The following is a 19810-nucleotide window of genomic DNA, read 5'->3' as shown; positions in this document are numbered from 1 at the left end:
CGTGCTCGATCGACGCTCGGCGGCCCCTCAGCTCTTCAGACCTCTTCGTCCTGAAAGGCCTCTTCGCGTTTCTTGCGAAACGCTGGCAGCACCATCATTACCAGCAGAATGGCGGACGCGGCGAACAGCACGGCACTGATGGGTCGCTCGATCAACACGGCGGGGTCGCCCTGAGAGATCAACAGCGCGCGGCGCAGGTTGGTCTCCAGCAGCGGCCCCAGCACGAAGCCGAGCAGCAGCGGCCCTGGCTCGCACTTGGCCTTGCGGAACAGATACCCCAGCAGACCGAAGATGATCACCAGGGCCACGTCGAAACCGCGGTTGTTCACGCTGTACACGCCGACGCAGCAGAACAACAGGATGGCCGGAAACAACAGACGGTACGGTACCCGTAGCAGACGCACCCAAAGGCCGATCAACGGCAGGTTGATGACCAACAGCATGACGTTGCCGATCCACATACTGGCGATCAGTCCCCAGAACAAAGCCGGTTGGTTGGTGATGACCGACGGGCCGGGGGTGATGCCGTGGATCATCATGGCCCCGAGCATCATTGCCATGATCGAGTTGGACGGAATGCCCAGGGTCAGCAGCGGAATGAACGAAGACTGCGCGCCGGCGTTGTTGGCGGCTTCCGGTGCGGCCACCCCTTCGACCAGGCCTGTGCCGAACTTCTCCGGAGTCTTCGACATCTTCTTTTCCAGGGAATAGGCACTGAAGGCGCTCAACGTTGCACCGCCGCCCGGCAGTACACCGAGAAACGTCCCCAGCGCCGTGCCCCGCAACGTGGCCGGCCAGGCCCGGCGGAAATCCTCACGGGTGGGCCACAGGCGCGTGATCTTGCCGGCCAGTGAGGTCTTGGCCTCGCCAGACTCCAGGTTGACTGCGATCTCGGCGATGCCGAACAGGCCGACCGCGATGACCACGAAATCGATACCGTCGTACAGGTCGGTGCTGCCGAATGTCAGCCGGGTCGAACCGCTGCTCACGTCGATGCCGATCATGCCCAGCAACAGACCGATGCAGACCATGCCGACGGCCTTGATCACCGAGCCGCTGGCCAGGATGGTCGCCGCCAACAACCCGAACACGGTCAACGCCACATACTCGGCAGGGCCGAATGACAGCGCGAACTTCGACAGCAGCGGCCCTGCAACGGCCAGGGCCACGGTCGCCACGGTGCCAGCGAAGAACGACGCCAGCGCTGCGGTGGCCAGTGCCGCGCCAGCTCTGCCCTGCTTGGCCATGGCATGGCCGTCCAGCGCCGTGACGACCGCCGAGGCTTCACCCGGCAAATTGACCAGAATGGCTGTGGTCGATCCCCCGTATTGAGCGCCGTAGAAAATCCCTGCCAGCATGATCAGCGCGGCTAGCGGCGGCAGGAAGTAGGTAATCGGCAGCAGGATCGCCACGGTCGCTGTCGGGCCGATGCCCGGCAGGACGCCGATCAAGGTACCCAGCAGCGCACCGATCAGGCAGAACGCCAGGTTGGTCGGGCTCAACGCTTCGGAAAAGCCCAGGTACAGCGCGTCGAACATGTCCATCAGAAGGGCCCCACCGGCATTTGGACGTCGAGTCCGTAGATGAATACGAGCAGCCCGAACAGGGTCAGCACGGTACTGGAGATGAGTACCTCACGGACCCGCCACGCCTTGTCGGCCATGCTGCCGAAGATGATCAACCCTGCCGCGGCGATGACGAACCCGGCCAGCTCGGCGGCCAGGGCGAACCCGCCCACTGCTGCCAGCAGGATCAACAGCGGTCGCAGCTTGACCGGGTCAATCGACTCCACCTGTTTGAACAAGCCCATCAGCCCCACGATCAAGCCGAGAATGATGATCAGCGAGCCGATCGTCAGCGGCATGAACCCGGGCCCCATCATGGCAGCGCTGCCGGCCGGCAGGTCGCGCGTCGACCACAGCACCAGCGCGCCGAGGCCGATGAAGATCGCGCTGGCCAGCAGATCGGGGCGGTTGCCCCGTGCGGTCAAGCTCATTTCACCCATGGCGACGCGCTCCAGAGCTGCTGGAAACGCTCCGTCTGCGCAGGCATCTGGGCCGCCCAGTCCTCACCGGACAGGTAGGCGATAGGCAACGACAGGTCCTTGGCTTGCTTGAGAAAGGCCGGATCCTCGAGCACCTCCTTGACGGCCACGGACATGCGCGCGGCGATCTCCACCGGGACTTTGGCAGGCGCGGCAATGCCGCGCTCGGAGGTCATCACCAGGTCGACGCCCTGCTCCCTGGCCGTGGGCAGGTCGGGTTCCTGGGGCATGCGTTCGGCCGAAAACTGCGCCAGCACGCGGTACTTGGTGTCATCGCTGAGCTCGCTGATGTTCTGACCGGCCGCGCTGATGTGCCCGCCCATCAAGGCGGTGCTGGACTCCGATGCGCCACCGAAGGGAACGTGGGTCAGCTCGATGCCTGCAAGCTGGTCCAGTTGCACCATCATCAGGTGATCGTCGGTGCCCACGCCCGAGGTGCCCACCGACAGCTTGCCGGGTGCAGCCTTGGCAGCCTGGATGAAATCGTTGAGGGTTTTGTAGGGCGAATCGTTGGGCACGGCGAGCACGGTGGGGTCGTCGACGATACGTGCCACCGGGCGAATGGAGTCGGCCGCATAGCCCACCTTGCGCTGCACTCGGGTGCTGAGAAAACCCGGGGTGTTGATGAACGCGAAGGTGTAGCCATCGGGCCGTGCCTTGCTCAATGCGGTGTAGGCGATTTCGCCAGCGGCACCGGGCCGATTGACGATGACGACTTTCGCCCCGAGACGTTTTTCCAGGTACGGCTGCATGGTGCGCGCCATCACGTCGGTGCTGCCACCGGGCGCATAGGCCACGAGAAATTCGATTGGACGGTCTTCCGGCCAAGCCGCGTGAGCACTGAAAGAGCTCAGGGCCAAACCCACAAGCGTTGCGGACAAAACGGATTTGCAGTGATTCATGAAGTGTTCCTCTGTTGTTTTTATGTGAGGCAACAAGCGTGTTCGGGGCGTATCTGTCAGCTTCTTCGGGTGATGCAAGTAGGCAGGATTTCGAATCTAGCAGAATAGAACGTCATTTTAAAAGCGATTAATGACTGGCGGACAGCCAGTGCTTCACGCAGATGAACGCATACATCATGTTTGACCCGGCAGCACGCAACCCTTGGCCTTGAGCGCCGCGATTACCCACGTGCGGTCATTGCTGCCCTGCGCGATCTGCTCCATCTGCTTGTGCTCGGCGGCGTACTTGGCAGCCGCCCGCGCGTACACCTGCTCGACATGCTCGAAGGGCACACACAGCAAGCCGTCCTCATCGCCGATCACCAGATCGCCGGGCTCCACCACCATGCCGTCGATGGCGATCGGAACGTTGACCTCACCGGGGCCATCCTTGTACGGCCCGCGGTGGGACACACCGGCGGCGAACAATGGAAAGTCGCCTGAGGCGATGTTGGCCGCATCACGAATGGCGCCATTGATGACGATCCCCGCCACGCCGCGCTTGATGGCGTAGGCCACCATCATTTCGCCGATCAGCGCATTGGTCAGGTCGCCACCGGCGTCGACCACGATCACATCGCCCGGCTCGGCGATGTCCAGTGCGTAGTGCAGCATCAGGTTGTCGCCAGGCCGCGCCTTGACCGTCAGCGCAGGTCCGGCCAGCACGCCTTGACGGTGCATGGGCCGCAGGCGGGCGCCACCGGCGGTCATGCGATTCATCGAATCGCTGACGTTGGCTACGGGAAGCTCGCGGAAGCGCTCGACCCATTGCGGGCTCACGCGGCGTGAACGCTGCACAACCTGAAAACCGATGCTCATGTGACATACCTCTGCTTGATGTTATTCGATGTCATGGACAATTGTTTTTTTAGAATTGCATTTCATAAATACCAAATCAATACCCAATTGCACCTGATCCGAAGAGGAACAGGACTTTATTTTAAGTATTATCGCAACGTCGTTTCATTATGATAGATTCGAGTGCCCGTCTAGACCTGCTCGCGCACCGCGTCCCGGCTGGAACCACTCACCCATAAAAACAAGGTATTCACGATGCCCCGCACCGTCTTGCTGACTGGTCCCGAACTTGCCCCCGAGGCCATGCGCCTGGCCGCCGCAGAGGGCCTCAGGATCATCGCCACCACGCCCTATCTGCCCGAGCCCGAGCTGCTGGCGACCATCGCGACCGAGCAGCCCGACGCAATTATCGTCCGCCAGGGCCAACTGACTCGGGCAATGATCGACGCTGCGCACTCGCTGAAAATCATCGCCAAGCACGGCGTGGGCTATAACACCATCGACATCCAGGCGGCCGCCGAGAGGGGCATTCCCGTCACCATTGCCGCCGGGGCCAACGCGCAGTCGGTGGCCGAACATGCATTTGCCCTGATGTTCAGCGTCGCGCGGCAGACTGCCCGGCTGGACGCACGCCTGCGCGCCGGCCATTGGGACAAGTCATCGGCCAACGGCATCGAATTGTTCGGCAAAACCCTGGGGCTGATCGGCCTGGGCGCTATCGGCCGCATCCTGATGGACCTGGTGGCGCCGCTACGGATGCGCGTCAAGGTCTACGACCCCTACCTGCGCGAGCTGCCACTGCGGGCCCATGTCGAGCGCGAAGAAAACCTCGACAAGCTGCTGGCCGACAGCGATGTGATCAGCCTTCACTGCCCGCTGACCGACAGCAACCATCACCTGATCGGTGCGGCGCAACTGGCGCGCATGCGCCCGGGCAGCGTGCTGATCAACACCGCGCGCGGCGAGCTGGTGGATACCCAGGCGTTGGTGAAGGCATTGAAACAAGGGCAGATCGCCGGTGCCGGGCTGGACACGTTCAGCCCCGAGCCGCCGCCTGCGGACAGCGCGCTATGGGACCTGCCGACGCTGGTCGCCACGCCCCACGTCGGCGCCAACACCAGCGAAGCACGCGACCGGGTGGGCCTGGTGGCGCTGCAGCAGATTCTGGCCGTCTGGAACGGTGCGCAGCTGGACCCACGCTGCGTGGTCAACCGCCACCTGCTGGGCCATTGATCGTCGTCGGGCGCTGCCGATGAAGGGCGGCCCTGCGAGGAACGCTATTGGGCGGCGGTTGGCTCAGCGCTGGACGCCTGCTCGTCCGCCGGCTTGAAACCCAGGCTGCGCATGAGGTCGCGCGCGGTGTCGAACAGCAGCGCCCAGTGGCTTTCAGCCGCTTCTTCGGTCAGGCGGCTGGCAGGTCCGGAGATCACCAGCGCGCCCATCAGCTCGCGCTGCGCGCCATACACCGGCAAGGCAATCGACGCGGCGTGTGGGTCGGTAGCGCCCTTGGAGAAATAGGGTTTGTCCAGCGACGTGCCGATCTGGACCGGCACGCGCAGTGCCTGTGCCCCCGCCGCTTCGTCCATCGGGCGCATGTCGCCGGGCTGCAGGTTGAGCCTGAGCCGATGCGCCGAGTTCACCCGGAACTGGCACATTCGGTAGGCGCCGTGGCGCACGTAGAACGAGGCGGTCTCGCCGGTTTGTTCAGCCAACAGGTGCAGCCGGGGCATCACGTGGCGCTCCAGGTCCAGCGCCTCTTGATACACCGCGTTCAGTCGCATGACTTCGCTGGCGAGCTGATAGCGTCCGTCGGCCATGCGGGTGATGTAGCCATGGTCTTCCAGCGAAACCATCAGCCGCATGATGGTGCTTTTGATCAATCCGGTACGGTTCACCAACTCGACCAGACTCAGCGCCGTGTCGCCGATGGCGAACGCGGAAAGCACCGTGAGCACCCGATCGGCCGAAGCGACTCCATTTACCGCCGGACGCGGGCGCGCTTTTACCATCAGACAATCCTCAGTGGCGATCCCCCGACCAAGCTGGCGGGGCTGCGCGTCATTATCCGACAACCACCGTATGGCCGCTACAACTGAGCGCTGCGCATTTCGCCGCTGACACAATTCCTTAACCGCCTTGCCTGTAGGGTACCCCTGCAGCCACCGGGACTCACCTCAAGGTGGCTGTGGTGACATGCCGTCTGCATCTGTGCAGTAGCAGCGAATCAGACATTAATCCCCTCAACAAGGAGAGACACCATGAGCACCACTACCCCAGCAGCAAGCACCAGCAGCGCCGACGCAGCGATCGAGAAAATGACCGCGGCCTTCGACTCGGCCATCGAGAAATCGGCCAAGGTGACTGAGATCACCACCGAGAAGAAGTCCGAGCTCGACGCCGCCAAGCAGCGTCCGCAGAACTGATTCGCTGGTGGGTGGCGTGCTGCGCCACCCACCCGTTCTTGTCGACGCCGAGTGATGAATGCCTGTGATTGCTGCACACCGCTCCCTGCCATTGACTGCCCACCCCCTTCTTCCCGAGCTCAACGTACTGAGCGGCCCCCATGCCGGTGCGGTCGTTGCGCTTGAAAGCAGTGTCTGTCGCATCGGCGCCCATGAAGACTGCGACATCGTCCTGAGCGACCCCCAGATCCATGCAACCCACCTCACCGTTCACGTGCACCGGCGCTTCCTGGCGATCGAGGCCACCGGCGGCGATGTCATGGTGGGCGATGTGCGCGTTGCCCAAGGCCACGGCTACCGCTGCAGCCTGCCGGTGCAACTGGGCGTTGGCCAGACCTCCCTGCGCCTGGCGCATCCGCCCGGCAGCGAACCACCGCGTCCGCCGGGAACCGTTCGCTGGACGCTGCTCGCCGTGGCGTGCCTGCTGATCCTCGCAGGGTACCTGTGGCAGCCATGGACCGATGCCGCGCCAGCGCTGGCCGCCGCGAGCAATGCCCCGACTGCCGATGCCCCGCCCGCAATCGCCGGCGCACAGCCTCGGGCACTGGCGGCGCTGCGTGATCGCCTGGATCAAGCGGGCCTGCAACCGTTGTCCATCGACGCCCAGGGCAACACGCTGCGGGTCAGTGGCCTGGTCGACAGTGATCAGCGTACCCGCTGGATCGAGGTACAGAGCTGGTATGACCGCACCTGGGGCAATGCGCCGGTGCTGCGCAACGATGTTCTGCCGGCGCCGCCGCTGGTTCCGCCGCGGGTGCATTTCCGAGCGGTCTGGCTGGGCCCGCAGCCCTATGTGGTGGGCGAGCGCGGCGAGCGACTCTACCCCGGTGCGGCGCTGGCCGATGGCTGGGTCCTGCAGCGTATCGAACACGATCGGCTGATTCTTGCCCGCCAGGGCAAGGAATTCGAGTTGACCCTATGACCGTGCTGGCCAAGCGGGAGCGACCGGCTTGAAGGTTGAGGCGCGCAAGGGGCCGGAGCCCACGGCCGGCAGTCTGCGCAGCGAGCCGGTGCAGCCAGCCGCCGCCAGTGCCGCGACGGCTACCCGCGAGGCCTTCGAGAAAGCCATTCGCAACCGGCGTGCCGATGTCGGCAAATTGCTGCGCGGACGGCTCGAGCAACTGACGCAGGTTCAGGTTCAGGACCCGACGATATTCAGCCCGCACCGCACCGCGCAGATTCTCCAGCACCTGATCGACGTCATCGTGCCGCACTTGGGCGCCGATGCGGAAACCGAAGCAGTGGCGCTGGCGTTGCTGCACGAAGAGATGCAACTGCAGCGCGACATCGAGGCCCACCTGGAAACCGGGGTTGACCATGACCGCTGAACACGAACTGGCAGGCGAGATGGAAATGAGCCGCGCGGCGCCGTCGGCGCGTGACTGCGCCCAGTGGCTGCACAGCCGCGGGCAGTCGTATGCACGCAGCGGCCAGGAGCGACGCGGCCTGACCTACCTGCTGATGGCCTATCGAATCTGCCCGGACGACATTCATATCCTGCGCAGCCTGATCGGCTTGTTCACTCAATCGGGTGACGGACGCCGAGCGCTCAATGCACTCGACTACCTGATCGGCCTGGAAGGCGAGCACCCGTGCCACTCACTGCTGCGCAGCCGTGCCCTGTGGGTCAGCGGCGATCATGCCGGCGCACGCGAGTGCTTTTCCCGTCACCTGCTGGGGCCTGCCCCGCCAAGGACTTCGAACCCATGAATCTCGCCCCACTCAACCGCCTGGCGGTGTTGGCATCGCAGCGCAGCGACGTGGTCATTGCCGCCTTCATGATGCTGGCCGTGGTGATGATGATCATTCCGTTGCCGACGATCATGGTCGACGCGCTGATTGCGGTGAACATCGCCTTCAGCCTGCTGGTGCTGGTGGTGGCCTTCTACGTTTCGCGTTCGGTGGATTTTTCCGCCTTGCCGCCGATCATCCTGCTGAGCACCCTGTTGCGCCTGTCGCTGTCGATCACCACCACGCGCTTGATTCTGCTGCAGGGCGACGCGGGCGAGATTGTCGCGGCCTTCGGCGAGTTCGTGATTGCCGGAGAGGTGGTGATCGGTCTGGTAGTGTTCCTGATCATTACCGTGGCCCAGTTCCTGGTGATCACCAAGGGCGCCGAACGGGTCGCCGAGGTGGCCGCACGCTTCACCCTGGACGCCATGCCGGGCAAGCAGATGAGCATCGACAATGACCTGCGCAACGGCGACATAGAACCGGCGCAAGCCAAACAGCGGCGTTCTTTGCTGGAGCGCGAGAGTCAGCTGTACGGGGCCATGGACGGGGCCATGAAGTTCGTCAAGGGCGACGCGATCGCCAGCCTGGTGATCCTGTTCGTCAATCTGCTCGGCGGCATGGCCATCGGCATGGCCAAACGCGGGCTTTCGTTCAGCGAAGCCAGCCATACCTATTCGCTGTTGACCGTCGGCGATGGCCTGATCGCGCAGATCCCGGCGCTGCTGATCGCGGTGGCCGCCGGCATCGTGGTGACCCGCGTTGCCAGCGATGACGACCAGGACCTGGGCAGCGAGATCATCGGCCAGCTGGGCTCGAACCAACGCGCATTGACCCTGACTGCCGTTATCCTGCTGGCAGTGGCGTTCATTCCCGGTTTCCCTGCGCTGGTGTTCGTGGTCATCTCGGCGATCCTGGGCGCCGCCGCATGGGCCCTGCACCGGCGCCAGGCGCGCCACGTCCTGACCCAGAGCCTGCCCGCCACGGCAACCGAACAGGCCAGCGTTGCCGGTGCCACGGCTTCCGTCGAACGCCTGCCGGAGCCCGTGGAGCCCGAGCGGCGCATCATGCTGCGGGTCGGCCAGACCCTGGCCCTGCACCTTACTGCGGACGAACTGCGCGAGCACGCCGAGGACGCGCGCCAGGCAGTGATGCAGCAACTGGGCATCGAGCTGCCCGAGGTGGGAACGCGGATCGATCCCGGCATGGCCGCCGATCAGTTCGCGGTCCTGCTCGAAGGCATTCCAATCAGCGCCGGTCCGTTGCCTGCCGCCCACCTGTGGGTGCGCGACGACCCGCTGCACTTGCAGTTGCTCGACGTCGAGCCGCAGCACGGCATGGCCTTGGTGGGGCGCAGCGACACGCTGTGGGTCGACCAGGTTCACCGCGAGGCGCTGGAACAGGCCGGCATCGGTTTTCATGGGCTGGAACAGGCGCTGGGCGCACATCTGCAGACCGTGCTGACGCGTTACGCAGCGGACTTCATCGGCATTCAGGAAACCCGCCGTCTGCTCGACCGTATCGAAGCCGATTATCCGGAACTGGTGCGCGAAACCTTGCGGCACACCTCGCTCCAGCGCCTGGCGGACATTCTGCGCCGCCTGCTCGACGAGGGCATTGCCTTGCGCAACTTGCGTGGCCTGCTCGAAGCCTTGGTGGAATGGGGCCCGCGCGATCTCGAACTGCATGTGCTGAGCGAACACGCCCGCGGCGCGCTGTCACGCCAGATCTGTCATCGCTACGCCGACGAGCACCGGGTCATCGCCGCCTTCGTCCTCGCCCGACCTGCCGAGGACGCGATTCGCCAGGCGCTGCGCCGCAGCGAAACAAGCCGCAGCGCGGGCCTGCCGGAAGCGCTCGGCCAAGCGTTGCTGGAGCAACTGCGTCAAGCGTTCAACCGCACGGACGACGACTTTCAAGTGGTGTTGATGGTGTCGGCCGATCTGCGCCGCTATCTGCGCCAGTGGCTGGTGCGCCACGACCTGGAAATCCCCGTGCTGTCCTATCAAGACCTGACCCGAGAATTCACCTTGCATACATTGCGCTCCATCGCCCTGCCCGGCAGCCCCGCTGCTGCGCTCGCCGCTCCCGATGCAGGAGTCCTGGCATGAACCGGCTGTCGATGCCCACCCACCGGCTGCTGGGTCTGGCACGCCGAGTGCCGTGCGCCGGCGCATGGCTGGCGCTTGCGCTGGCCGGGCCGGCACAGGGGATGAACTTCGATCCGGTGCCCAGCGAAACGGTGCAGTTGAACGTGGGTGAGGGGCGGATCCTGCGCTTTGCCGCGCCCGTGGAATCGGTGTTCGTCGCTGACAACGCGGTCGCCGACATTCGCATCGTTTCGCCCGGCGTAGCCTATGTGTTCGGCAAGACGGACGGCCAGACCAACCTGATTGCGCTGGACGCCCAACAAGCATCGCAGGGCAGCGTGGGCGTGAGCGTCCGCCCTCCCATCGGCACAGCGCTGCAGCAGCACAACCCGGACAATCAGGTGCAGGTGCGCAGCCAGGGCAAGCGCTTGCTGGCCGACGGTGCGGTGGCCGACATCGACAGCGCCATCGAACTCAACGCCCTGCTGGTCAGCAGCGCTCCGGCGGGCGTGCCGCCGATCAACGCCGCGACCTACAACGGCTCGCCCCAGGTCAATATCCGCGTGCGCTTTGCCGAGGTCTCCCGCGAGCAGTTGCTGCGTTACGGCGTCAACTGGAATGCCTTGATCAACAGCGGCTCGTTTTCCTTCGGCCTGATCACCGGCGGCCCGCTGGCCAGTTCGGCGGTGGCCGGCGCCACCAACCTGTTGTCGGCCGGGTTCAACTCCAGCAGCGCCAGCGTCGATGTGCTGCTCGACGCCTTGCAGAGCAACGGTTTCCTGGAAATCCTCGCGGAGCCGAACATCACCGCTCTGAGCGGTCAGACCGCCAGCTTCCTGGCCGGTGGCGAGATTCCCGTACCCGTCCCGGTCGGCAACCAGTTGATCGGCATCGACTACAAATCGTTCGGCGTTTCCTTGCAGTTCACCCCGACCTTGTTGCCCAACAAACGCATCGGCCTGCAGGTCCGGCCGGAAGTCAGCAGCCCGTCGACCACCAGCCAGGTACAGATCAGCGGGTTCAGCGTCCCCAGTTTCCAGGTCCGCCGGGCCGACACCCGGGTCGAAGTCGGCAGCGGACAGACCTTCGCCATCGCCGGGCTGTTTCAGCGCAGCAGTTCGCAGGACATCGACAAGCTGCCACTGCTGGGCGACGTGCCGGTGCTGGGCAATCTGTTCCGGTCCAAACGCTTCCAGCGCAGTGAAACCGAACTGGTCATCCTGATCACGCCCTACATCGTCGAACCGGTGGCTGACCGCAGCCTGGCCACACCGCTCGACCCGGCCAGCGACAACCCGGCCTGGCGGCTGGCGGGAGGCAACGTTGCGCTCACCGCCCACACGGAGTTCGGCTTCTATGTGGACTGAACCTGTGTGCAGTAAACCTGTAAGGGCTCATCGTCGATGGATGGCCTGCTGCAGAACATTGGCCTGTGTCGCGTCCCTGCTGATGCTTGGCGGGTGCGCCACCGAACTGGAAACCGCGGATGACTCCGTGGATTACTTGCAGCTGCGCGACGATCCGTCGACGGGCGCTGCGCGCACCGTGCCGGCAGCGTGCACGGGTGTCGATAACATCGCAGGCCGAGCGCGCTTGCCGCTGGGGTGTGCCAATGCCCTGAACCTGCAGCGCATGGTGCAAGACACCCGCGACCTGCATCGGGGGCAAGCCATGGGGCCGACCCTGGCGGCGCCGGTGGGTCGCGCTGCGCAACAGTACCTGCTTGGGGAAACGGCCGATCTGGAGCGCCGGCGCGAGCTGGAGCGTGAACGCCTCGCCGCGCCAGCGCCTTGAAGTTCAGCGCGCCTGGCGCGCGAGAATGCCGAGGGCGCGAGCGCGGTCGGCCGGATCCTGCAGCACCTTGATGGCCCGTGCCTTGCCGATCAACGCCATCCGCTCGCTTTCGCTCAGGTCGGGCAGTTCGGCAGCGATGCGCTGCTCCTGGCCGGCCAAGGTCAGCACCAGCAATTGCTGACGCAGGTGACTGGGACGTGCCAGTGGCGAGCGTACCACCTGTGCCATGCGCTCGACGGCCTGGTTCGGCTGACTGCCAAGCGCATGAGCCAAGGCCAGGTTGGTACTGATATCCAGGTTCTGCGGGGCCAGGTCATGGGCCTGGCGCAGCGCGGCAATGCCCTGTGCCTGCCGGCCCGCGAGCATCGCAGCGGTACCCAGGCGATTGTAGGCAGTGGCCGTGCCGATCAGCGGCGCTGCCTGCGCCAGGGTGTCACTGGCGCGGCTGACTTCGCCGCTCTGCAGCAACGCGGTGCCCAGGCCCAGCAGCGCCCGCGGCTCCTTGCTCTGGTTGACCAGCACGCCACGGAAGGCCCGCGCCGCGCCTTGAGGATCGCCGCTGGCCAAACGCGCTTCACCCAACTGCAGCATGACCTCGGGCGCCTCCTTGGAGAGTACGGCGGCGCGCTCGTAGAGCGCCACCGCCGAAGAAGGATCGCCGCGACGATCGACCTCGGCCGCCAGTTGCATCAATCGCGCGCCGTCATCGCTGGGCGGGGTCTGCGTTGCGCAGCCGCCCAACAGCACGCAGGACGCCGCCAGCGCCGTGATCGCTAGAGACTTTCCAGGTCTTGAAAAACCCACTACACCCCTCCCCTGAAGGCTGACAAAGGGCTGAGTGAACCCTACCCAGATGACAGTCCGGTGACAACACGCACTTGCATGGGGTGCAAGGCTTGCAGTGCGTGGCGCGTTTGCCGACCGTCACAAAAACGCAAAGTGCGCGCGGCTACACTCGCCCCGTTCAAACAATCGGCAGGAACGCACAGCGCATGAGCCAGCACGGCCCGGACATCACCGCCAGATCCAGCCAGCGCTTGCGCAGTACGCCGGGGCTGCCATGCGCATTGCTGATCCTCGCCATGCTGGCCGGACCCGATGCCTGCGCATCGGCGGCTGCCACGCTGGCCTGGACCGCACAGCCCTATCCCTACCTGATCATCGACCAGGATGTACGCGGTGTGCTGCAGGAAATGGGCAGCAACCTTGGCTTTGCAGTGGTCATCTCTGACGCCGTCAAAGGCAAGGTCCGCGGCAAGGTGGCTGGCGACAGCGCCGCCGATTTCCTCGCTGCGTTGAGCACGGCCAACGGGCTTGGCTGGTACTTCGATGGCAGCACGCTGTTCGTCGACAGCGCCAACGACACCGCGGCACGCACCTTCGACACCGGCACGCTGTCGGCCGCTGCGGTTCAAGGCGCACTGGCCCCGCTGCTCGCCGGTGGCCCACGCGCCCGGCTGAGCGTCGATGCCAGCGCTCGCAGGGTGAGCGCCGCCGGTGCGCCAGGCTACCTGAGCCTGATCGACGAGCAACTCGCCGCCCTGCGGCCGCCGCTGCGCCACACGGCCGCTAGCCAACCTGCCGCCCGCAGTGTGCGGATCTTTCGTGGCGGCGCCGAGACCCAGGTGGTCTCGGGCCTGGACTGAGTTCAACCCCGCCTTCGGGCTCACCTGCAAGGAGAACGACCATGGCTACAAACGCTATCGATCCGAACCTCGACCCCTCCTCCGGCACGAACGGCGAAGCGCAATTCAACGCTGCGCTGGACAGCTCCACGGAACTCAGCGACGCCGAGTTCACCGATCAACTGGTCAGCGGCGCGGTCACCGTGGCCGGCCAGATGATCATCATGCCCAAGGCCAACGAAATGCTGAACGAAGCGATGTCCGACGAGTGATTGCGTCGCGCTGAACCTTCCCATCGTCGAACAGGAGCCTGACCATGCTGCCCATTGCCGCCACTGCCGTACCGGCACAGCCACCCATCGCCGATGCAGTGGGCACCGGCCAGGTATCGCAGAACCTTTTCGAGCACATGGCCCGGCAACCCGCCGTCGCACCCACCGGCACCAGCCCTGCGCAGTTAGGGGCCGGTGTTCTGGACAACCTCGACGGCTTCTTCAATCGCACCCAGCGCTTCGCCGAGCGCGCCGCCGACCTCGGCGCCAGACAGACCGACCCTGCCGGGGCCGGTCACCCGGCCCCGGCGCAGGCCGCTGCCGACCCGCAACTGCAAAAAGTCGTGGAATCGTTGAGCCTGATGTTCGATCACTCCATCGAGACGCAGATGGTGGTGCGCGGTGCCACCCAGGTATCCGGCGCCGCCAACACCTTGCTCAAGGGTCAATGATGAACCTTACGCCTTTCTCGATACTGCCTGTCTCGATACTGCCTCTCCCGATACTGCAGCGCACGGCACGCCGCCTGCTGGCCATCGTCCTGCTCGCCTGCCTGATGCAGGGCTGCAAGACCCAGCTGTACACCAATCTCAGTGAGCGCGAGGCCAACACCATGGTCGCGGCGCTGTTGCACGAAGGCATCCCCGCCGACCGCGTGGTGCAGAAGGACGGGCGCTTGACCGTCAACGTGGCGCAGGAGCGCTTTGCCGAAGCCATGGCGATCCTGGAACAGGCCGGCCTGCCGGAGCAGACCTTCGCCAGCATGGGCGAGGTGTTCAAGAGCAACGGCCTGGTTTCGTCGCCCACCCAAGAACGCGCCCAGCTGATCTACGCGTTGAGCGAGGAACTGGCGCACACCGTATCGCAGGTCGACGGCGTGGTCTCGGCCCGCGTGCATGTGGTGCTGCCGGACAACGATCTGCTCAAGCGCAACATCACCCCCTCTTCGGCCTCGGTGTTCGTGCGCTACGAAGCCGGGCTGGATATCAATGCACTGATACCGCAGATCAAGACCCTGGTCGCCAACGGTATCGCCGGGTTGGGCTACGACGGTGTCTCGGTCATTCCCGTACAGGCCGCCGTTCGCGAGCGCGCACGCCAGGCACCTGCGTTTTCCTCGGTCATGGGCATCTGGGTGCTGGACAGCAGTCAGGCCCGCGCCGCAACCCTGATCGGCGTGATGCTGCTGGCCATCGTGGCGCTGGCCGGGGTGCTGGGTTATGTGCTGTGGCAGGCACGTCGGCCGCGCAGCTACACCTTGGTGGATGTCACATGAGCACGCCGGAACACACGATCGCTGCAGCCGAACACGAACGCCGCTGGCAAACCTTTACCGCCCGCCCCCTGCACAACGTGCACCGGGCACGCCTGCAGGCCTGCTTCGACAACCTCGACCTGCCCGCCGCCACCCTGGACGCGATGCTGGCCCAGCCACGCCTGCGCGAGCGGTTGACGCGCATGCTCGAGCAACGCTTTGCCTTGCAACCCCTCGAGGCGATACAGGCCCCAGCAGCCGAGGATGTGCCGGTGGCGACCCTGGACTGCACGCAACTGAAACAACTGGCGCGGCGCTGCGGGGTGGTGTTCTGGGCCGAGGCGCTGGTTCGGGAGATTCGCGCACCGGCAGTCCGTGCGCTGCGCGAGCACTTCGGTAATGCGCTGTTTGAATTGGCCTTGGCCGAACATGCCTTGGCTTGCCCGCTGGCCAGCCACGAGCTGCCGGCTTCTCTCGAGGAACTGGACGCTGTGGTCGAACGAGATGGCCAGGCCTGCGTCAACGCCTGGCTGGCCGAACAACCTCGCGCACTGGCCGCCTGGTACCGATTGAAAATCGATGACCCGGCCGCCGCCACGCCAATTACCCCGCGCATCGAGCAGTACGGGCCTATGATCGTGCGGCGGGTAGTGCGCAGCGATCCGCCGACCCAGGGGGCCATGAATGAGTGAAGCCAGCCCATTGCCAACCCCTGGCAAGCGCATCGTGCGTGCCGATGAAGCCGCGCATTGGATCGACGGTCAGGAATATCTGCAGAACGCCCGCGAGCAGGCTCGACAGCTGCTCGAGCTGGCCGAGCGGCAGGCCCGGGACCTGCGCATTGCCGCCCGCGCCGAAGGACTTGCCGAGGGCCAGGCGGCGGCGGGCCGACAGCTGATCGAGACCGCCGCCGCCGTCGAGCGCTATCTGGCCACGGTGCAGGTGCAACTGGCCGAGCTGAGCCTGACATTGGTGCGCCAGGTATTGGACGACCTCGACGCCGCGCCCCTGATCGCGCAGCTGTGCCAGCGCGCCCTGCACGACTTCCGCGACCAACAGCAACTGACCCTGCGCGTGCCGCCGGCCCAATTGGCGGCGGTCGCAAGTTTGCTGCAGGGACTGCTCGGCACGGTACAAGTCCAGGGCGACGCCAGCCTGGGGCCGCGTCAGGCCACGCTGTCGAGCCCGGCCGCGCTGGTCGACCTGGACGTCGACGAGCAGTTGCGCGGCCTGCGCCTTGCACTGGGTCTGCCGGACGCGCCTGCAAGCGTCGGGTCTGCCCGGTGAACACTGTGCTCGACAGCGCCCTGCCGGAATTGCTCGCGCGCGCCACGACTGCCATACCCCGACCGATGCGCGGCAAAGTCCGGCGAATTCGCGGAATCATGGTCTACGCCAGCCTGCCAATGGCCCGCATCGGTGAGCTGTGTTACCTGCGCGACCCCCTCGACCAGCGCCTGGTCGCGGCTCAGGTCATCGGGTTCGAAGGCGACGAAGCCCTGCTCACGCCGATCGGCGAGCTGCAAGGCATGTCCACCCGCTGCGAAGTTATCCCCACCGGTGCGCCCCTGAAGGTCAGTGTGGGCGAGCATCTGCTGGGCCGGGTCATCGACCCGCTGGGCCACTTTCTCGACGGTCCACCGCCGCCCCTGGCGCCGGGGCCGGCACGTCACTACCCGGTGCATGGCGAGCCGCCGGCGGCGTTCTCGCGCAGCCTGATCGAGCAACCGCTGGCACTGGGTATCCGCGCCATAGACGGCCTGCTGACTGTCGCCCGTGGCCAGCGGGTGGGCATCTTCGGCGAGCCGGGGGTGGGCAAGTCTTCGCTGCTGACCAGCATCGTGCGCGGCACCGCCGCCGACGTCATCGTGCTCGGACTGATCGGCGAACGTGGACGCGAGGTACGCGAACTGCTCGACGTCCAGCTCGGCGCGCAGGCCCGCGCACGCACGGTCGCGGTGGTCGCCACGTCCGACCGTCCGGCCATGGAGCGGGTTCAGGCGGCTCACGTAGCAACCAGCATTGCCGAATATTTTCGCGATCAGGGCCTGCATGTGCTGCTGTTGATGGACAGCATCACGCGCTTCGCCCGCGCCCAGCGCGAGGTCGGCCTGGCGGCTGGCGAACCGCCGACCCGGCGCGGCTTTCCACCTTCGTTCTTCGCCGCCCTGCCGCGCCTGCTGGAGCGCGCGGGACCGGCCGCGCGCGGCAGCATCACCGGCCTGTACACGGTCCTTACCGAAGGCGACGGCAGCCAGGATCCGGTGGCCGAAGAAGTCACCTCGATCCTGGACGGGCACATCGTGCTCAGCGCCGCCCTGGCGCAGAAGAACCACTTCCCGGCCATCGACATACTGCGCAGTCGCAGCCGCCTGATGGACGCCGTGGTGCGGCCGCTGCAACGCCAGAGCGCGGCGCAGATTCGTCAGTCCATGGCGCTGTACGCCGATGTCCAGCTATTGTTGCAGGTGGGCGAGTACAGCGCTGGCAGCGATCCGCAGACCGATGCCGCCATCGCGCGGCAGGGGGCTATCGAGCGATTCCTGTGCCAGCAGGCCGACAGTTGCAGCGACTATGAACAGACCGTGCGTGCGCTGTTCGAGTTGCTCGAGTGACCGGCGCCGAGCGCTTGCAGGCGCTGCTGCGACTGCGCGAGTTGCGCGAACGCAAAGCACGGATGGCTGCCGCCCGCCAGGCGCGCAGCCGTGACGAGTTGGAACAGCGGATAGACAACCTGACCCAGTCGCACTGCCTGCACAGCGAAGCCCTGGCCCGCCGCGACGCACGCAACGGCGCGGCGCTGTTGGGTGAAATCGTCGATCATTGGCAGGTCCAGCGCTACCAGCAGCAGGCCTCCGAGCGGGTTCACCTGGATCGACAGTTTGCGCAGCAGCTGCAAGCCCTCGGCGAGGAACGGAGCCAGGTGCACGCGCGCCTGGAGACCCTGACGCAGCAACGTCGGCAGCACCAGCGGCAGTGTGACGCCATGGCCCAATTGCTGGCCCAGGAAGTCCGCGGGGTCCGCCTGCGCGCGCACGAACACGCCGAAGCGGAAGCCGAAGATCGGCCCGGTGGCTTGCCCCATGGGTGACGTCCGCCCCATCCGACGCACGCCGGTGCTGCCCGGGGTGCTTGCCTGTTTTCCTTCGGTCGATGCCACCGCCTGCGAGCTGATCAACCAATGGTTGCACCCGCGCGCCGTCATCGAGTTCGCACTGGGCGGGCACGCCTGCCAGATGGCTGTGCGAGCCTGGCCGCAGCCACTCGACGACCACCTCGACGTCGCCTTCAGGCTGGGCCAGGACACAGGTGCCCTTTACCTGCCCATGGGCTCGCTGGCCAATGCGTTTGGCCTCGAAGCGAGCACGAGCCTGCAACAGGCGAACCCGGAACAGCGTTGCCTGCTGCTCGAGTACCTGCTGCTCGACCTCGTCGAAGCCCTGGAAAAATTGACCGCTCAGCCTTTGCAATGCACCCCTGAACAATTTGCCGACGATTCGCTGCCGGTTCGGCTGGGGTTAAGCGTCAGCCAAGGAGCGTGGCACGCCACCCTGGGTCTGGCGCTCGACCCGGGCGCCGCCCGACGTCTATTGGCCCTGCTCGATACCCAGGTACCACGCGTGCCGGAGCACCCTGGCTGGCTGCCCCTGCCGGTATCGGTCGCCTGCGGTTGGCAGCTGCTGTCCCTGGACGAACTGCACAGCCTGGCGCCGGGCGACGTGGTCATGCTCGATCGACCTTGCGAAGGCGTGCTGGTACGCATCGCCGAGCGCCTGCACGCGTTCGCCACGCTCATCCCCGGCGGCCTGCGCCTGGACGGTTCACCGTCGCCTGCCCCCTTTCCGTTTCTTTCGCGTTCCTCAGGAGAATCCACCATGGCGCAATCCCCCGACAACCTTGCAGCGCATTTGCCCGTCACCCTGGTCTGCGAAGTCGGGCACCTCGAGGTGACGGTGCAGACCCTTGGCGCACTGGTCTGCGGCAGCGTGTTGCCCCTGCCGGACCGAGAGGGTCAGCAGGTCATGCTGCATGCCAATGGCAAAGCCTTCGGCCAAGGCGAACTGGTCACCCTGGGCGAAGGCCTGGGGGTGCGCCTGACGAGCCGTACAGCCCATGAATGAGCTGCAACCCAATCTGATCGAAATCATCATCGTGGTCTCCACCATCGGCCTGGTGCCGTTGGTGGTGGTCACCATGACCGGCTTCCTGAAGATTTCCGTGGTGCTGTTTCTCATCCGCAACGCTCTGGGCGTGCAGCAGACGCCGCCCAACCTGGTGCTGTACGGCATCGCGCTGATCCTCACCGTCTACATCACCACGCCGCTGGTGGGGGAAATGCTCCACCGCCTCGAAGCCCAGCCCATCAGCCTGCAGAGCGTGGACGGCATTCGCGAAGCCGGCGACGTGCTGCGCGCACCGTTGCAGGCGCACCTGTCGCGCTACGCCAATCCGGATGAGCGCGCGTTCTTTCTGCAGGCGACCGAAAGCATCTGGTCGGAGGAAGCCCGCGCCGATCTTCGCGAAGACGATCTGGTGGTGTTGATCCCGGCGTTCGTCAGCTCCGAGCTGACCCGTGCCTTCGAGATCGGTTTCCTGCTCTACATCCCATTCCTGGTGATCGACCTGATCGTCTCCAACATCCTCATGGCGATGGGCATGATGATGGTTTCGCCGACGCTGATCTCGATCCCGTTGAAGATCTTTCTGTTCGTGGCCGTCAGCGGTTGGTCGCGCCTCATGCACGGACTGATCATGAGCTACGGCGCATGAACGTCGACCACCCAACCCTCGCGAGGTA

General features: G+C 65.5%; 24 protein-coding genes. 18 read left to right on the top strand and 6 right to left on the bottom strand.

The genetic code is table 11. From position 1 onward, the window contains the following. Positions 1–35 precede the first annotated feature (35 nt). From IFT98_RS03060 to IFT98_RS03045, 4 genes are all read right to left on the bottom strand, one after another. Positions 36–1544 (bottom strand): tripartite tricarboxylate transporter permease, encoded by a 1509-nt coding sequence (locus tag IFT98_RS03060; protein ID WP_122712902.1) that lies wholly within the window; start codon positions 1542–1544, stop codon positions 36–38. Next, the gene (locus tag IFT98_RS03055) at positions 1544–2005 is read right to left on the bottom strand and encodes a tripartite tricarboxylate transporter TctB family protein (protein ID WP_192047364.1); all 462 of its coding nucleotides are present in this window, start codon (positions 2003–2005) and stop codon (positions 1544–1546) included. The genes IFT98_RS03060 and IFT98_RS03055 overlap by 1 nt, the downstream gene beginning before the upstream one ends. Further along, complete coding sequence (locus tag IFT98_RS03050) at positions 1993–2841, bottom strand: tripartite tricarboxylate transporter substrate-binding protein (protein WP_197976543.1); 849 nt, start codon at positions 2839–2841, stop codon at positions 1993–1995. The genes IFT98_RS03055 and IFT98_RS03050 overlap by 13 nt, the downstream gene beginning before the upstream one ends. Positions 2842–3120: 279 nt before the next feature. Then, positions 3121–3804: an RraA family protein gene (locus IFT98_RS03045; RefSeq protein WP_192047366.1), complete on the bottom strand. Its 684-nt coding sequence runs from the start codon at positions 3802–3804 to the stop codon at positions 3121–3123. 234 nt (positions 3805–4038) lie between these two features. On the opposite strand from IFT98_RS03045, the gene IFT98_RS03040 reads away from it, so the two are divergent. Beyond that, entirely contained in the window at positions 4039–5016 is a 978-nt protein-coding gene (locus tag IFT98_RS03040; RefSeq protein ID WP_192047367.1) for a hydroxyacid dehydrogenase, read from the top strand. 44 nt (positions 5017–5060) lie between these two features. On the opposite strand, the gene IFT98_RS03035 is transcribed toward IFT98_RS03040, so the two are convergent. After that, on the bottom strand, positions 5061–5792 hold the full coding sequence (locus tag IFT98_RS03035; RefSeq protein ID WP_185793634.1) for an IclR family transcriptional regulator: 732 nt from the start codon (positions 5790–5792) through the stop codon (positions 5061–5063). Positions 5793–6041: 249 nt separating this feature from the next. On the opposite strand from IFT98_RS03035, the gene IFT98_RS03030 reads away from it, so the two are divergent. The 7 genes from IFT98_RS03030 to IFT98_RS03000 all read left to right on the top strand — a co-directional run bounded on the left by IFT98_RS03030 (position 6042) and on the right by IFT98_RS03000 (position 11860). Then, positions 6042–6206 carry a hypothetical protein gene (locus IFT98_RS03030; protein WP_167335519.1) on the top strand — a complete coding sequence of 55 codons (165 nt, stop codon included), beginning with the start codon at positions 6042–6044 and terminating at the stop codon, positions 6204–6206. Positions 6207–6264: 58 nt separating this feature from the next. After that, positions 6265–7167: a SctD/MshK family protein gene (locus tag IFT98_RS03025; RefSeq protein WP_192047368.1), complete on the top strand. Its 903-nt coding sequence runs from the start codon at positions 6265–6267 to the stop codon at positions 7165–7167. A 28-nt stretch (positions 7168–7195) separates the two neighbouring features. Further along, complete coding sequence (locus IFT98_RS03020; protein ID WP_192047369.1) at positions 7196–7573, top strand: hypothetical protein; 378 nt, start codon at positions 7196–7198, stop codon at positions 7571–7573. Next, on the top strand, positions 7563–7955 hold the full coding sequence (locus IFT98_RS03015; RefSeq protein ID WP_244650809.1) for a tetratricopeptide repeat protein: 393 nt from the start codon (positions 7563–7565) through the stop codon (positions 7953–7955). The genes IFT98_RS03020 and IFT98_RS03015 overlap by 11 nt, the downstream gene beginning before the upstream one ends. Beyond that, positions 7952–10087 carry a type III secretion system export apparatus subunit SctV gene (gene sctV, locus IFT98_RS03010; RefSeq protein WP_192047370.1) on the top strand — a complete coding sequence of 712 codons (2136 nt, stop codon included), beginning with the start codon at positions 7952–7954 and terminating at the stop codon, positions 10085–10087. Before IFT98_RS03015 ends, sctV begins: the two co-directional genes overlap by 4 nt. Before the next feature lie 101 nt (positions 10088–10188). Next, positions 10189–11433: a type II and III secretion system protein family protein gene (locus IFT98_RS03005; RefSeq protein WP_192047570.1), complete on the top strand. Its 1245-nt coding sequence runs from the start codon at positions 10189–10191 to the stop codon at positions 11431–11433. A 127-nt stretch (positions 11434–11560) separates the two neighbouring features. Next, positions 11561–11860, top strand: coding sequence for a hypothetical protein (locus IFT98_RS03000; protein WP_192047371.1), 300 nt, complete (start codon positions 11561–11563; stop codon positions 11858–11860). 3 nt (positions 11861–11863) lie between these two features. Here IFT98_RS03000 and IFT98_RS02995 read toward each other — a convergent pair whose 3' ends face one another. Then, a complete protein-coding gene (locus tag IFT98_RS02995) occupies positions 11864–12664 on the bottom strand; it encodes a tetratricopeptide repeat protein (protein ID WP_192047372.1) in 801 nt (266 codons plus the stop codon). Between the two features lie 188 nt (positions 12665–12852). On the opposite strand from IFT98_RS02995, the gene IFT98_RS02990 reads away from it, so the two are divergent. The 10 genes from IFT98_RS02990 to sctR are packed head-to-tail and all read left to right on the top strand — an operon-like array spanning position 12853 to position 19782. Further along, a complete protein-coding gene (locus IFT98_RS02990; RefSeq protein WP_192047373.1) occupies positions 12853–13506 on the top strand; it encodes a type III secretion protein in 654 nt (217 codons plus the stop codon). A 41-nt stretch (positions 13507–13547) separates the two neighbouring features. Further along, positions 13548–13757, top strand: a complete 210-nt coding sequence (locus IFT98_RS02985) for a hypothetical protein (RefSeq protein WP_192047374.1) — start codon at positions 13548–13550, stop codon at positions 13755–13757. A 44-nt stretch (positions 13758–13801) separates the two neighbouring features. After that, a complete protein-coding gene (locus IFT98_RS02980) occupies positions 13802–14209 on the top strand; it encodes a hypothetical protein (RefSeq protein ID WP_244650810.1) in 408 nt (135 codons plus the stop codon). Next, on the top strand, positions 14209–15033 hold the full coding sequence (gene sctJ, locus IFT98_RS02975; protein ID WP_192047375.1) for a type III secretion system inner membrane ring lipoprotein SctJ: 825 nt from the start codon (positions 14209–14211) through the stop codon (positions 15031–15033). Before IFT98_RS02980 ends, sctJ begins: the two co-directional genes overlap by 1 nt. Next, positions 15030–15704 (top strand): type III secretion protein, encoded by a 675-nt coding sequence (locus IFT98_RS02970; RefSeq protein ID WP_192047376.1) that lies wholly within the window; start codon positions 15030–15032, stop codon positions 15702–15704. The genes sctJ and IFT98_RS02970 overlap by 4 nt, the downstream gene beginning before the upstream one ends. Continuing rightward, the gene (locus tag IFT98_RS02965) at positions 15697–16299 is read left to right on the top strand and encodes a FliH/SctL family protein (protein WP_192047377.1); all 603 of its coding nucleotides are present in this window, start codon (positions 15697–15699) and stop codon (positions 16297–16299) included. The genes IFT98_RS02970 and IFT98_RS02965 overlap by 8 nt, the downstream gene beginning before the upstream one ends. Continuing rightward, complete coding sequence (locus IFT98_RS02960; RefSeq protein ID WP_446730805.1) at positions 16296–17627, top strand: FliI/YscN family ATPase; 1332 nt, start codon at positions 16296–16298, stop codon at positions 17625–17627. Before IFT98_RS02965 ends, IFT98_RS02960 begins: the two co-directional genes overlap by 4 nt. Beyond that, positions 17624–18103 (top strand): hypothetical protein, encoded by a 480-nt coding sequence (locus IFT98_RS02955; protein ID WP_192047378.1) that lies wholly within the window; start codon positions 17624–17626, stop codon positions 18101–18103. The genes IFT98_RS02960 and IFT98_RS02955 overlap by 4 nt, the downstream gene beginning before the upstream one ends. Then, on the top strand, positions 18096–19133 hold the full coding sequence (gene sctQ / locus IFT98_RS02950) for a type III secretion system cytoplasmic ring protein SctQ (RefSeq protein WP_192047379.1): 1038 nt from the start codon (positions 18096–18098) through the stop codon (positions 19131–19133). Before IFT98_RS02955 ends, sctQ begins: the two co-directional genes overlap by 8 nt. Next, positions 19126–19782 carry a type III secretion system export apparatus subunit SctR gene (gene sctR / locus IFT98_RS02945; protein ID WP_122796795.1) on the top strand — a complete coding sequence of 219 codons (657 nt, stop codon included), beginning with the start codon at positions 19126–19128 and terminating at the stop codon, positions 19780–19782. The genes sctQ and sctR overlap by 8 nt, the downstream gene beginning before the upstream one ends. The last annotated feature ends 28 nt before the right edge of the window (positions 19783–19810 follow it).

It is taken from the genome of Pseudomonas sp. CFBP 8770 (genome assembly GCF_014841705.1).
Taxonomy (GTDB): Bacteria; Pseudomonadota; Gammaproteobacteria; order Pseudomonadales; family Pseudomonadaceae; genus Aquipseudomonas.
The sequence above is the reverse complement of the archived record's forward strand: the minus strand, read 5'-3'. Positions and strand labels throughout refer to the sequence as shown.